This window comes from Granulicella sp. L60, from assembly GCF_009765825.1.
Taxonomy (GTDB): Bacteria; Acidobacteriota; Terriglobia; order Terriglobales; family Acidobacteriaceae; genus Edaphobacter.
This window is the reverse complement of sequence record NZ_LMUR01000020.1, coordinates 511407-524996: the sequence shown is the minus strand read 5'-3', so window position 1 is coordinate 524996 and position 13590 is coordinate 511407. Positions and strand designations below refer to the sequence as shown.

Sequence of the window (13590 nt, the reverse complement as noted above, 5' to 3'; positions counted from 1 at the left end):
AGAGACAGCGTAATCGTCAGCGCTGCGATTGTTACTTCGACTTCACGGCTGGCCGAAACTTGTATCATGAGATCAACAGATATCTGCGGCGAGATGGAAGAGATCTTCAATCATGACTAACCCGGTGATTCTTCCTGCTACGTTCAACGACTTCCTCGGCAATACCACGGCCATCGAGCACCTTCGTACCGCAATCGCCGCAGGCCGCCTTCCCCACTCTCTTATTCTTGCGGGACCGAACGGCGCTGGTAAGTACACGCTTGCTCTGATGCTGGCGATGGCTGTGGAGTGCGAGCGCCAGCCTCGGGAGCTGCGCTCCTACAGCGAGGCGTCTGGGGCCAGCGGACAGTCTCTTGCGAGCTTCTGTGGGGTGTGCCACAACTGCACACGCATCGCCTCTGCTGCGAACCTTGCCGACGAGGTTGATAAAGCCGTGGCTGCGCGCGAGGAGCTTCGCGAGACCGACAAGAAAGAGACTCGTGTGCTGGTTCAGCCGCACCCGGATGTGCTCATCGTTCCGCCCGATCCGCCACAGCTTCTCATCAAGCTGGGGCAGGTTCGGACGATCATTCAGCGCTCGCACTATCTGCCGAGCGAGGCTCCGCGTAAGATCTTCATTCTCACTGCGGCGAACTTCATGAAGGAGGCGGCGAACTCGCTGTTGAAGGTGCTTGAAGAGCCACCTGCCACGGTTCATATCTTCATCCTTGCGGAGAATCCGGGTGAACTTCTTCCGACGATTCGCTCGCGCTGCGCTACGGTGCGGCTGGGCGCGCTGCCGGTGGAGGAGATCGAGATGCTGCTTGCGGACCGCAGGCCGGATGTGGCGCCGAAGCAGCGCACGCTGATTGCGCGGCTGGCGCAGGGTGCGGCGGGCAAGGCGCTGGGGTTTGATCTGGAGGCGTATACGGGGGCGCGGGCGGATGCGCTGCTGATGCTGCGAAATGCGGCTGCGGCAGCCAGTGGAGGCTCGGCGGAGCCGGATCATACGGCACTGTTCAAGATGACGGAGACGTATCGCGCCGGGGCGGAGGGGCAACAGAAGACGGAGGCGCTGCTGCGTAGCCTTTCGCTGCTGTTGGAGGATCTACTTCTGCTTGGTGCGGGAACGCCGGAACTTGTTCGAAACACGGACCTTCGGCAGGAGTTGGAGAGGCTGAACGGGGTGCTGACGTTTGCCTGGATTGAGGGGGCTTCGCGGGGGTTGGACCAGGTGCAAAGTGGGATGCGGCGGAATCTGCTTCGCAGTCTTTCGCTGGACTCGTTCGCAGGGCAATTGGCGATGTCTTCGCGGTAAAAATCTGGCTGAGATTTTGCAGTTTTTTTATAGGTGTGGTGGGTGGGTGTTTTTGCTGGGGTTTTTACGAAAACTGCGTGTTTGACGTGGTGATTTGGTGGTGAAGTTGTGGCGGGTTGCGTGGTGAACGTGGTGGGTTAGCGGCCATCTTTCCGGTGGGCGCGGGGTACGACAGGTTTTTCAACTTTATTTTGGGGCGGCAATCTTGGGAGGGCTGAGACGGCTCTGACTACTTGGCGCGGGCGGCTTTTTCGAGACGGTCCCTGAGGGCCAGGCCGACTCCTTCGGGGGGTGGCAAGGGGCAGATGATGACCTTGGCTCCGGCTTCATCGAGCATGCGCAGACCGGCGAAGAGTCGGCGCGCGAGGGTCTCGTTGTCGCCCCAGGGACCCCAGGGGAAGACGTACTTGGCAACGGAGGGGTCCCATCCTGCGGGCAGCATCAGGCCGAGGTGCTGGGTGGAGCTCTCGTAGCGCTCGATCGCTGGGTTGAGGGCGTAGACCGGATCGACGGTGGGTCGGACTTCGACGAGCACGAGCTTTGCCTTGGGGGCGTAGTGGCGCATCCCAACTCCGGGCGAGGGCAGGCTCTCGGGCGGCTTCGACTGGTCCTGTGGCTCGGCGTGGAAGAGGGTGACGTCGCCTGCGACGGCGGCGATCATCTCCGGCGTGATCGCTCCGGGCCGGTAGATGACCATTGCGTCTACGTCGAGCACGGTGGACTCGACGCCGACCGTAGTCGGGCCGCCGTCCAGAACGGCGTCGATTCTGCCGTCGAGATCTTCGAGCACATGGGCCGCGGTGGTGGGGCTGATTCTGCCGAAGAGGTTTGCGCTGGGGGCTGCGACGGGAACGCCGGCGGCGCGGATGAGCGAGAGCGCGAGCGGGTGGCCGGGCATGCGCACCCCGACCCGCATCCGGCCGGCCGTTACGGTGTCGGGCACGGCGGCGGTTCGTGGCAGGAGGAGGGTCAGGGGGCCGGGCCAGAAGGTCTCGATCAACGATCTCGCACGGGTGGAGACGATGGCGACACGATCGAGCATCTCGCGGTTGCCGATGTGGACGATGAGGGGGTCCCAGCCGGGGCGCTTCTTCGCTTCGAAGATCTTCGCAACTGCTGCGTGGTCAAGAGCGTTGGCGCCGAGGCCGTAGACGGTCTCGGTGGGGAAAGCGACGGTGCCGCCGGAGCGCAGGATGCTGGCTGCCCGCGGGATGCCGGCCTCCGCGCTTAAACGTACCGTTTTTCCACTGAACATAATCTCTATTCTATCGTTCCGGAGTCTGCTGCCGGACGTATACTCCACCAATGCAGAACTCTGAGATCGAACTGAAGTTCCCCGTCGTTGATCCAGAAGCTCTCCAGTCCGTCCTCCCTTCGCTCGGCTTCCATCTGGAGACCGCACGCACCTTCGAACACAATACCCTGTACGACACGCCGGGCCGCGACCTGCGCGCACGCAGGCAGATTCTGCGTCTGCGCCAGTACGGCGGACTGAATACGGTGACGCACAAGCGCCAGCCCGACCAGCAGGACCCGGTAGATACGACGCGCTACAAGATTCGCATCGAGACCGAGACGGCCGTGGCCGAACCCGAGGCGCTGGCCGAGATCTTTCAACAGCTTGGGTACGGTCCTGCGTTCGTGTATGAGAAGTACCGCTCAGAGTGGTCGTACTCGCTGACGCCGGACGGCAAGGCGGTGGCGCACCTGGTGATCGACGAGACACCGATCGGCAACTATGCGGAGTTGGAAGGCCCGACGTCGTGGATCGACCAGATGCTGGAGGAGCTGCACATCGATCCTGCGACCTGCCTGACCGATAGCTACGGCAAGCTGTTTCTGGACTGGAAGCAGCGCACGTCGAGCACGGCGGAGAACCTGACGTTCGCCGAGATTGTTCCGACGGTTCTTTCGGTCGGCTAGATTGTAGCTCTGCTGCGTCGCCAGGCGATCATTCTGTGGCTCCGCTAAAGCCAAGCCCACCTCCGCCGATACAACCTCTGTATCCGGAGGTTTCACTTGGCGATTCCCTTTCGCGTTTCCCGTCCCCTTGTCCTTGCCGGCAGCCTTGCTCTCTGCGCCGGCACCGCCTTTGCAGTTTCGAACGTCCATCGAGCCGTCGTCTCACGCGTCGCCCCTGCTTATCCTGAGCTTGCACATCGCATGCATGTGGTGGGCAAGGTGGTGCTTCTGGTGACCATCGAGGCCGATGGGTCCGTCTCTGCCACGAAGGTCGAGTCGGGCCACGCGCTGCTTGTGCCCGCTGCCCAGGCCGCTGTGAGCCGCTGGCGCTTCGCGCCGAACCCGGAGCAGTCCGAGTCGGAGATCGAAGTGAACTTCAACATCGATGGCCAGTAGTGGCGGGCCAGTAGCTGACTAGCCGGTAGCTTCCGACTTCTTTCTTATCCAAACTTCGTCTCGAGGGACTCCATGCAACTGCAATCGAAGATGTTATTGATTACTGGCGCGATGATCGGAACGATCGTCCTGAGCGCCGGCATTGCCCACCGCTACATTGAGCAGGCGAACGTTCTTTCGACCAGGGTGACGGAGGATCGCATTCCGATCATCATGACGACGCGGGACATCCGCTCGCACTTTACCGAGACGATTCGATCGCTGGAGTCGTACATGCTCTTCGGCATCAATCCTGCAACTTCGATTGCGTACCGTAATGCAAGGCGCGAGCAGTTCGACCAGGCTGTGGCCTCGCTTGCGGATCTGCGTAAGGACAGCACGCGCGTCGATCTTGGAGCGGATGCCGAACGGATCAACTCGCTGGAGTCGAACCTGACGGCGTTGAAGGGGCTTGAGGAGCAGGTGGAGACGCTGAACGAGTCGAAGAGTTCTGACGGAACTGCGCACGCCTACGACATGCTGCAGAATCAGATTCTGCCGTTGGAGAAGTCTCTCTTCGATACGACTTCGCAGCTGACGGCGTCGCAGACACGGATGGCTGATGAGGAACAGGCGGAGCTGCGGCGGGCGACCCATAGCTCGATTGTGGTTCTGTGGCTGGGTACGATTCTGGCGTCGCTGATCGGCGGCACGATGGCGCTGTATCTGGCTCGGAAGATTACGCACGCTCTGGATATGGTGATGAATCGCGCCCATGCGATTGCGTCGGGCGATCTGAGCGGTGAGCCGCTGGTGCTGCATACGACCGACCAGACCGGAACCCTGGCGCATGCGGTGCAGCAGATGCAGAACAGCCTGGCCGAGATCATCGGTACGGTGGCTGGGACGGCAGGCACGCTGAGCGGGAGCGTCGGCTCTATGAGTTCGGCCAGCGACCAGATTCATCGACGCATGGACCAGCAGAGCCAGCAGACCCAGCAGGCGGCGACGGCGATGCAGGAGATGTCGGCGTCGATCGCGGAGGTTTCGCGGCATACGCAGTCGGCTGCGGAGACGGCGCGCGGGGCTGCGGAGACGGCGCGTGAGGGTGGAACGATCGTGAAGCAGGTGCTGGGGAGTATGCACTCGATTGCGACGGCGGTGAGCGATACGTCGACGACGGTTGGATTGCTGGGGGAGGATTCGCGGAAGATCAGCCAGATTGTGACGGTGATCGACGAGATTGCGCGCAAGACGAATCTGCTGGCTTTGAATGCGGCGATTGAGGCGGCGCGGGCCGGGGATCAGGGACGCGGGTTTGCTGTCGTCGCTGGGGAGGTTCGCAGGCTGGCGGAGAGCACGGCGCAGGCTACGGGTGAGATTGCGAGCATGATTCAGGGGATTCAGGACCGCACGCTGACCGCGATTGCAAGCATGGAGAGCGGTACGGGCACCGTCCAGCAGGGGGTCATTACGACCAATCAGGCGGGCGAGGCTCTGGAGCGCATCATCGGCATGGCGGAGCGAGTGGATAGGATGATTACGCAGATTGCGATTGCGACGTCGCAGCAGACGGTTGCGGCGGACCAGTCGAGTGCGAGCCTAGATGCGATTCATACGCTGAGCCACGAGAACCTGAGTGGAATGGCGACGACGGCGACGGGGATAGAGGCTCTGAGGGCTACGGCGGTGTCGCTGGAGCAGCATGTGGACCGCTTCAATCTGCGGGCTGCGCCGGACTCACGGCTGGTTCGGACGTCGGGTGGGGCGGAGCGGCTGACGGTTCTTCAGCCAGCTTAGCCTGACGGCTGGTCGCCCTGCGCGGGCGGCGGTCACTTCGTGACTTGTATACCCCTTTGGGTGGGGCTCCCGTTGGTCGCCTGGAAGATTTTCGGCGACCAACGGGAGGACTGCGTGACGCGGTCCACCCCACGAAGTGGTTAGAATATCTGGAAGTTGACCTCGACGTTCAGCTCCACGAGGACCGGCTTGCCGTTCTCCATCGCGGGTTTGAACTTGTACTGTTTGACGGCTTCGACGGCCTTTTCGTCCAGCCCCATGCCTACTCCGCGGATGACGTGGACGTGGCTGGGAAGGCCGTTGGTATCGACCCAGAGGTTGACGAGGACGTTTCCAGCGACCTTTGCCTTACGAGCCTCCTCGGAGAACTCAGGCTCGACCGAGTAGATGAGCTGAGGAGCGGAGACGCCACCGCCGATTCTTCTTGGGCCGCCGCCGGTGTTGCCGCCGGAGCCTGGTCCGAGGCCAGCGCCGGAGCCTGGTCCAAGGCCCGTGCCGTGCCCGCCGCCGCCGGAGACGGGTCCGATGATGGGCGAGTTGGCCATGCCGATCTGGGGCAGGCTGCTGGGCATCTTTACGTCCGGCTGGACTTCGAGGGTGGGATCGATCTTGATCTTGGGCTCAACCAGTGGAGGAGCCTTCGGGGGAACAATCTGTTGTTCGGCGAACTTCGGCGGGGTTCCCTTGGTGACGGGGGTTGGTCCGCGCTGGCCGCCGCCGCCGCCCATGGCCTGAGCTTTGGGAGGAGCGGTGGGGGGAACGGTGAGTTCGGTGACCTGGACGGTTTTGACCGGGGCGGCGAATTGGACTTTTTTGGCGATGAGGAAGGCGATGAGGAGGATGAGCAGGCCGTAGATGGCGATGGCTGAGCCGATCGCTACGGGGTTTTGCTTGGTCTTCATCCGGTCGACGACTGCGATCGGGGTGGACTCGAGGACGAGCGGCGGAAGCTTTACCGGGAAGAAGACGTCCTTGACGCTGGCCCAGAGCGAGGCGAAGACGCCGTCTTCCTCGATGAGGAGGTCGTTGTCGACGGGCTTCGACTCCAGTTGCAGGGGGGTGTCGTCGGTCTTGCGGAACGCGTCCTTGAGGTTGGCCAGGAGCGAGGTCCACATGGAGCCATCGGTCTCCTCGTTCAGGTTTGGAGCCTCTGCTGGATGCAGGTCTGGCCCGCGCCTGTTGGGATCGATCTCCGGTGGTGGTGTCAACACTGTATTCGCCATAAGCTGATTTGCCTCGGTGGCGGCAGGCCGGAGCCACCGCACACCCACTTCCTGATCGTCCGCCTCAAAACGTAATTCCTGCGGCTCCGGTCTTCGCCGGATTTTACCCTGTGCGGGAAGCGGCACAAAGTTTTACAGACATTCTACAAACATTCACTTTACAGTGCCTCTCCCATTGGACGCACCTTCCCGGCTGAATGTCTCCTCCGGGTCGGTTTGTTCCTGCTGCCAGGCCGTCTACAATAGAAGTTTGGCGCAAACTGCACTGCTGATCAGGAATGACGAGGAACGAATGTCGGAAGCACCTAAATCCAATCCCGAGCCCAAGGCGTTAAAGTCCACGCTAAACTTGCCGCAGACGACCTTCCCGATGAAGGCGAATCTGCCGCTGAACGAGCCCGCCCGCCTGGAGGCGTGGCAGCAGCGGGATTTATACGCCCAGATTCGCGCCGCACGCGACGGCTCTCCGAGGTACATTCTGCACGACGGCCCTCCCTATGCCAATGGGGCGATTCACCTTGGGCATGCGCTGAACAAGTGCATCAAGGACTTTGTGGTGAAGACGAAGACGATGGCGGGCTTCGACGCTCCGTATGTTCCGGGCTGGGACTGCCACGGGCTGCCGATCGAGATCAAGGTGGACGAGCAGCTGGGGCGTAAGAAGCTGGAGATGGAGCCCATCGCGGTTCGCCGCGCCTGCCGGGAGTATGCGCAGAAGTATGTCGATCTTCAGCGCACTCAGTTTGAGCGGATAGGGGTGTTCGGGCGCTGGAACGATCCTTACCTGACGATGTCCCTGAGCTACGAGGCCGGGATCGTAGAGACCTTCTATGAGTTCTTCGAGAAGGGATTCGTCTACAAGGGGCTGAAGCCGGTCTACTGGTGCATCCACGACAGGACCGCGCTGGCCGAGGCGGAGGTGGAGTACGAGCAGCACAACTCCCCCAGCATCTACGTTCGCTATGCGCTCACCAGTGATCCTGGCCTGATCGATGCGCCGCTGGCTGGCCGTACAGATGTCTACACCGTCATCTGGACGACGACTCCGTGGACCATCCCGGCGTCGCAGGCCGTCGCCTTCAATCCGTTGATGGAGTACGTCGCGATTGCTTGCGAAGGCGGAACTTACATCGTTGCGCAGGCACTGATGTCTTCGGTCGTTGCACACTGCCGGTTGATGAGCGCGAAGAATCCATCGGAGCCTGCGTCACAGGCCGATATTGTTGCGCTCTTTCATGGCAGTAAGCTGGAGCATGCGACGTTCAAGCATCCGTTTCTGGATCGCAGCATCCTCGGCGTCACTGCGGACTACGTCACGGCGGAGCAAGGCACGGGAGCTGTCCACACCTCGCCTGCGCACGGCGTCGATGACTTTTACACTGGACAGCGCTACAAGCTGCCTGAGCTGCAGTATGTCGACAACGCAGGACGCCAGCGCAACACCGGAAGTGTGCTTGCGATGCCGTCCGATGCGGTGGCCCAGCCGTATGAAGATCTGACTGTCTTCAAGTCCAACCCGGTCATCATCGAGATACTGCGCGAACACGGCGCACTGCTAAGCGCAACCAGCTTTGAGCACTCGTACCCACACTGCTGGCGCTGCCACAATCCTGTGATCGTGCGCGCTACCGAGCAGTGGTTCATCGGCATGGAGACGCCGATGACTACGGAAGATGGCAGCGAGGTCAGCTTCCGTCAGCGCGCGCTGGACGAGATCAAGAAGGTGACGTGGGACCCTGCGTGGGGTGAAGAGCGCATCTCGAATATGATCGCCACGCGGCCGGACTGGTGCATCTCGCGTCAACGCATCTGGGGCGTTCCTATCGCGGTCTTTTTGTGCGACGGGTGCGGCCAGCCGTTGAACGATCCCGCCGTGAACAGGAGTGTCGTCGAGCTCTTCAAAAAAGAGGGCGCCGACGCATGGTATATCCACGAGGCATCTGCGCTGTTGCCTGCAGGCACCGCTTGTAGTAACTGCGGGCACAAAGAGTTTCGCAAGGAGATGGACATCCTCGACGTGTGGTTCGAGTCGGGCGCGAGCTGGCATGCGGTGCTCGAACCGGAGGGGATGTTCCCGGCGGACCTATATACCGAAGGCGGCGATCAGCATCGCGGGTGGTTCCACTCTTCCCTGCTGACGTCGGTTGCGGCGCGCGGCAAAGCTCCTTACAAGATGGTTGCGACATCCGGATGGACACTCGACGAATACGGACGCGCCTTCTCCAAGTCGCTTGGCAATGGAGTCGATCCGGTGGACGTCGCGAAGCGTCTGGGCGGTGAGATCATCCGGCTGTGGGTCGCCTCGGTCGACTTCCGCGAGGACGTTGCCGCGAGCGAAAACCTGATGCAGCGTGTGAGCGATAACTATCGCAAGCTGCGCAACACGCTTCGTTTTCTGCTGGGCAATCTGCATGACTTCAATCCATCGTCGGACGCGGTTGCATTCTCTGCGATGCAGCCTTTGGATCAGTACATTCTGGCTCGGCTCGCTGAACTTACAGGCAAGATTCGCGCAGCGTATGACAAGTTCGAGTTTCATCGCGCATATCACGCCATCAACGAGTTCGTGAATACGGATCTCAGCGCGTTGTATCTCGATGTTCTGAAGGACAGGTTATACACCTTTGCGCCGAATCATCCCGGACGTCGCAGTGCGCAGACAGCGCTGTGGCACATCGCCGAGGCACTGACGCGTCTGATCGCGCCGATTCTCAGCTTTACAGCGGATGAGGCTTGGCCACTTCTTCCGCAGGTCGAGGGTCGCGAATCGAGTGTTCATCTTGCACTCTTTCCGCAGATTACCGATATCGTTCCGGTCAGTACGAGCGAGCTAGAAGACGACTTCGATCATCTTCTTGCGCTTCGCGATGAGGTGCTCAAGGTTCTGGAAGAGGCTCGGACCGCGAAGACGGTGAGCAACAAGCCGTCGGAGGTTCAGGTTGTGCTCGGCTGGCTGCACTCCATCTCTGAGCAGCCCAACCCGGTCTTTGAGCGGTATGCAAGCATCCTTCCGGAGTTGCTCGGCGTGGCCCAGGTGGAGATCGTGAACGCGACCGTCACTGAAGGCGAGGTTGCCAGAGGCGCTTTTTACGCGCAAGCAAAGCCCGCTGCGGGAGCGAAGTGCGAACGCTGCTGGCGCTTCACCGTAGATGTGGGTGAGGATGCAGATTATCCGACCGTGTGCCTGCGCTGCTCCGATGCTCTCGAAGCGATCGGCTTCGCTCCCTACACCGCACTTGCAACCGCGCACGCGACGGAGCAGCAAGCCTGATGCCGACGAACAACGAGATTCGTGAAGTTTCCTCCACGCCGTCCGAACCTAAGGTCCGCGACCAGCGCGGCATCCTGCTTGCGATTGCAGCCGCGGTGGTTGTTGTTGACCGCATTACCAAACATGTCGTTGCGCAGCAGTTGCCCGACGGGCAGGCCCACACTGTCATCCCCGGTGTCTTTCGCATCACCGATGTGCATAATACCGGCGCGGCGTTCAGCATGTTCGCCGAGTCCGCCTCGCCTGAGAGCGTGCGCAATATATTGATTGGATTTTCGATCATCGCCGTTCTCATTCTGCTGGTGATGTTGTGGCGCGCAGGGCGGGCGGTGACGGTGAGTTCTGTCGCCTTCGCTTTGATTCTCGGCGGTGCCTTCGGCAATCTCTACGATCGCGTCGTGTATCGGTATGTCATCGATTTTCTCGAGGTCCACATCGTTCACTATCACTGGCCGGACTTCAACGTAGCCGATAGCTGTATCGTCATCGGAGCCTGCCTCCTGTTGATTGAAATCTTTCGCACGCAACCCGCGACACAAGACTCCTAGTTCCCCTTATGGTTGACCAGATCACAATTCGCGGCGCCCGCACCCACAACCTGAAGGGTATCGACGTCGACATTCCGCACAACGCACTCACTGTCGTCTCTGGCGTCAGTGGATCGGGAAAGTCGTCGCTCGCCTTCGATACCGTCTACGCTGAGGGTCAGCGGCGCTACGTCGAATCGCTCTCCGCGTATGCGCGTCAGTTTCTGGAGCGCATCGAGAAGCCTGACGTCGATCACATGGACGGACTTGCACCGGCGATTGCGATCAAGCAGAAGAACCAGACGCGCAATCCGCGCTCGACGGTTGCGACTGCGACAGAGATCTACGACTATCTGCGCCTGCTGTATGCGCGCTGCGGCACGGTGACCTGCCTGCATTGCGGCGGCATCGTGAAACATGACACGGTGGACGAGATCGTTACGACTCTCTTTGCGCTGCCCGAAGACACACGTACGTACGCGCTCTTCCCTATCGTTCGCGCTGAGGTAAAGCTGGAGCCGATGCAGCAGGCGGCGACAGAGGTGGTAGAGGAGACTGCAAAGCCAAAGAAAGCAGCGGTGAAGAAGCCTGCGAAGGTTGCCAAGGCTGCGCCTGATGTCTCGCTTACGCTGACGGATTCGCTGAAAGAACGGCTGACCGAGCTGCGCCGCCGCGGCTATAACAGGCTGTATCAATCGGATAAGATCGTTGAGTTCTCGACTCCTGAGTCGCTGCTCGAACTAGACTTCACGCAACCGATCTTTGCGCTGATCGACCGGTTGGCGATCAGTACTGAATCTCGCGCCCGCGTTGTCGATGCGATTGAAACGGGATATCGCGAGTCCGGCGAGGTGCAGTTTCATACGGTTCCACGGGAGGACGATGGCGAACCGCAGCGCCTGAGATTCTCGGCGGCGTTTGAGTGTACGACGTGCCATCGCGCCTATCGCGAGCCTGAACCTCGTCTCTTCTCGTTCAACAATCCGTACGGCGCATGCCCGCGTTGCCAGGGTTTTGGAAACACGATTGACTTCGATCCGAACTTGATCATTCCGGATAAGTCGAAGACGCTGTCCGAGGGTGCGGTCGCTCCGTGGACGACGACGAAGTACCGCCCGCATCACGGCGAGATGATGCGCGCGGCGAAGGCTGCCGGTGTCCCTACGGATATCCCGTGGTACGACCTGAGCGTGGAGCAGCAGCGGTTCATCGAAGACGGCAAGGGCAGCTTTCCGGGGATTCGCGGATTCTTTGCTGCGCTCGATCGCAAGAAGTACAAGCTGCATGTGCGCGTCTTTCTGTCGAAGTATCGTGGCTATGCGATGTGTCCTGACTGCCGGGGGCAACGGCTGCGCGCCGAAGCACGTGCGGTCCTGATCAATAATCAGAATATCTGCGAGACATCCGCCTTCACGATCACGGCGGCGCAGAATTTCTTCGACAATTTGCAACTATCACCGGCGCAGTTGGAAGTGGCGGGAAAGATTCTGGAAGAGGTTCGCCAGCGGATTCACTTCCTTCATCAGGTAGGCCTGGACTATCTCACGCTCGATCGTCTGAGTTCGACGCTATCGGGTGGTGAGGCGCAGCGTATTCAGTTGGCGACATCGCTGGGCTCGCGGCTGGTTGGAGCGCTGTATGTTCTGGACGAGCCGAGCATCGGGCTACATACGCGCGACACCGCGAAACTAATCGGCATCATGAAGGATCTTCGGGACCTCGGGAATACCATCCTTGTCGTCGAGCATGATCCGGATGTTATTCGAGCCGCGGATTACCTGCTCGATCTTGGTCCGGGTGCGGGGGAGCTAGGCGGCCAACTGCTAGCCTCCGGTACGGTTGCCGAGGTCACTGCGAATCCAAACTCGATTACAGGAAAGTATCTCTCCGGGCGCGCAACCATTCCTATCCCGAAGCATCGGCGTGAGCCTGGCCGCGAGCACCTGAAGCTGACAGGCGCACGCATTCATAACCTGCGCGGCGTCGATCTCGATATCCCGCTTGGCCTGCTCTGCTGCGTGACGGGCGTCAGCGGTTCGGGAAAATCTACCATCGTCCATCAGGTACTTTATCGGGCGCTGATGCAGGCGCTGGGTCAGACGGAGGGTTCGGGTGATCCGACGCATCTCTATCGTGAGCTGACGGGGACACAGCACCTCAACGACGTCGTACTCGTCGATCAGTCGCCGATCGGGCGCACGCCTCGTTCGAATCCGGTGACATATATCAAGGCCTTCGACGACATTCGCGCTCTCTTTGCGGCGCAGCCTGACGCGAAACGACGCGGCTTCGGGCCGGGCCACTTTTCCTTCAATGTGCCGGGCGGACGCTGCGATGTCTGCGAAGGCGATGGCACGGTCACTGTGGAGATGCAGTTCCTTGCCGATATCGAACTGCCTTGCGAAGAGTGCAACGGTACGCGTTACAAATCTGCGATCCTCGATATCCGGTACAAGGGCAAGAACATTCACGACGTCTTGAACATGACGGTGAAGGAGGCGCTGGTCTACTTCGCCGGTCATCCGAAGATCGTGGATAAGCTGTATGTGCTCGACGAGGTTGGCCTGGGGTATGTGCGCCTGGGACAGTCGGCCACGACGCTCTCCGGTGGTGAAGCGCAGCGGGTCAAACTTGCCTCTCATCTTGCCACAGCGCGTTCGGTCACTAATCGTTCGGCGAACAACGATGCTGCGGCGAAAGCACGCAGCCGCACGCTGTACATACTCGACGAGCCCACCACCGGCTTGCACTTCGATGACGTGGCCAAGTTGCTGGCGGCGTTCCGTAAGCTGATCGAAGGTGGCGGGTCGTTGCTTGTGATCGAACACAATCTCGATGTCATTAAATCTGCTGACTGGGTCATCGACATGGGACCAGAGGGCGGTTCGGGCGGTGGGCAGATCGTCGCCACCGGGACGCCGGAGGAGATTGCTGCCAACCCCGCCAGCCACACCGGCCACTGGCTCGCACCTGTCCTCAATTTGCCTGCATACAAAGAACGCGAACTTCAGGTCACCGCATGACGTCTGCTACACCGCACTCCTTGTCTCGATTCCCTTTCTCTCGCTCTGTGCAACAGGATCGCTCTCTATACAGAAGCCGCCTCAAAGTTACTTTGCTCAGCATCTGTTTCCC

General features: G+C 60.6%; 9 protein-coding genes. 7 read left to right on the top strand and 2 right to left on the bottom strand.

Translation table 11 applies throughout. The annotated features are described in order from the left end of the window. Nucleotides 1-112 precede the first annotated feature (112 nt). The gene (locus GSQ82_RS20805; protein ID WP_158794181.1) at nucleotides 113-1297 is read left to right on the top strand and encodes an ATP-binding protein; all 1185 of its coding nucleotides are present in this window, start codon (nucleotides 113-115) and stop codon (nucleotides 1295-1297) included. A gap of 229 nt (nucleotides 1298-1526) precedes the next feature. Here GSQ82_RS20805 and GSQ82_RS20800 read toward each other — a convergent pair whose 3' ends face one another. Next, a complete protein-coding gene (locus tag GSQ82_RS20800) occupies nucleotides 1527-2552 on the bottom strand; it encodes an L-threonylcarbamoyladenylate synthase (protein ID WP_158794180.1) in 1026 nt (341 codons plus the stop codon). Between the two features lie 50 nt (nucleotides 2553-2602). Between GSQ82_RS20800 and GSQ82_RS20795 the strand changes: the two genes are divergently transcribed. The 3 genes from GSQ82_RS20795 to GSQ82_RS20785 all read left to right on the top strand — a co-directional run bounded on the left by GSQ82_RS20795 (nucleotide 2603) and on the right by GSQ82_RS20785 (nucleotide 5434). Continuing rightward, a complete protein-coding gene (locus tag GSQ82_RS20795) occupies nucleotides 2603-3220 on the top strand; it encodes a class IV adenylate cyclase (RefSeq protein WP_158794179.1) in 618 nt (205 codons plus the stop codon). Between the two features lie 96 nt (nucleotides 3221-3316). Beyond that, nucleotides 3317-3655, top strand: a complete 339-nt coding sequence (locus GSQ82_RS24790; RefSeq protein WP_216847144.1) for an energy transducer TonB — start codon at nucleotides 3317-3319, stop codon at nucleotides 3653-3655. 72 nt (nucleotides 3656-3727) lie between these two features. Beyond that, entirely contained in the window at nucleotides 3728-5434 is a 1707-nt protein-coding gene (locus GSQ82_RS20785) for a methyl-accepting chemotaxis protein (protein ID WP_158794178.1), read from the top strand. Between the two features lie 140 nt (nucleotides 5435-5574). On the opposite strand, the gene GSQ82_RS20780 is transcribed toward GSQ82_RS20785, so the two are convergent. Beyond that, nucleotides 5575-6783, bottom strand: a complete 1209-nt coding sequence (locus GSQ82_RS20780) for an energy transducer TonB (RefSeq protein ID WP_254061810.1) — start codon at nucleotides 6781-6783, stop codon at nucleotides 5575-5577. A gap of 166 nt (nucleotides 6784-6949) precedes the next feature. On the opposite strand from GSQ82_RS20780, the gene ileS reads away from it, so the two are divergent. Genes ileS through uvrA form a run of 3 tightly spaced genes read left to right on the top strand, consistent with a single transcriptional unit; the run spans nucleotide 6950 to nucleotide 13478 of the window. After that, complete coding sequence (gene ileS / locus GSQ82_RS20775) at nucleotides 6950-9928, top strand: isoleucine--tRNA ligase (RefSeq protein ID WP_158794177.1); 2979 nt, start codon at nucleotides 6950-6952, stop codon at nucleotides 9926-9928. Further along, the gene (lspA, locus tag GSQ82_RS20770) at nucleotides 9928-10476 is read left to right on the top strand and encodes a signal peptidase II (protein WP_158794176.1); all 549 of its coding nucleotides are present in this window, start codon (nucleotides 9928-9930) and stop codon (nucleotides 10474-10476) included. Before ileS ends, lspA begins: the two co-directional genes overlap by 1 nt. Nucleotides 10477-10484: 8 nt before the next feature. Continuing rightward, the gene (gene uvrA, locus GSQ82_RS20765) at nucleotides 10485-13478 is read left to right on the top strand and encodes an excinuclease ABC subunit UvrA (protein ID WP_158794175.1); all 2994 of its coding nucleotides are present in this window, start codon (nucleotides 10485-10487) and stop codon (nucleotides 13476-13478) included. The last annotated feature ends 112 nt before the right edge of the window (nucleotides 13479-13590 follow it).

Coding starts and splice junctions, on each gene's coding strand:
- ileS (WP_158794177.1), top strand. CDS start 6,950: ATGTCGGAAGCACCTAAATCCAATCCCGAGCCCAAGGCGTTAAAGTCC.
- GSQ82_RS20795 (WP_158794179.1), top strand. CDS start 2,603: ATGCAGAACTCTGAGATCGAACTGAAGTTCCCCGTCGTTGATCCAGAA.
- lspA (WP_158794176.1), top strand. CDS start 9,928: ATGCCGACGAACAACGAGATTCGTGAAGTTTCCTCCACGCCGTCCGAA.
- uvrA (WP_158794175.1), top strand. CDS start 10,485: ATGGTTGACCAGATCACAATTCGCGGCGCCCGCACCCACAACCTGAAG.
- GSQ82_RS20800 (WP_158794180.1), bottom strand. CDS start 2,552: ATGTTCAGTGGAAAAACGGTACGTTTAAGCGCGGAGGCCGGCATCCCG.
- GSQ82_RS20785 (WP_158794178.1), top strand. CDS start 3,728: ATGCAACTGCAATCGAAGATGTTATTGATTACTGGCGCGATGATCGGA.
- GSQ82_RS20805 (WP_158794181.1), top strand. CDS start 113: ATGACTAACCCGGTGATTCTTCCTGCTACGTTCAACGACTTCCTCGGC.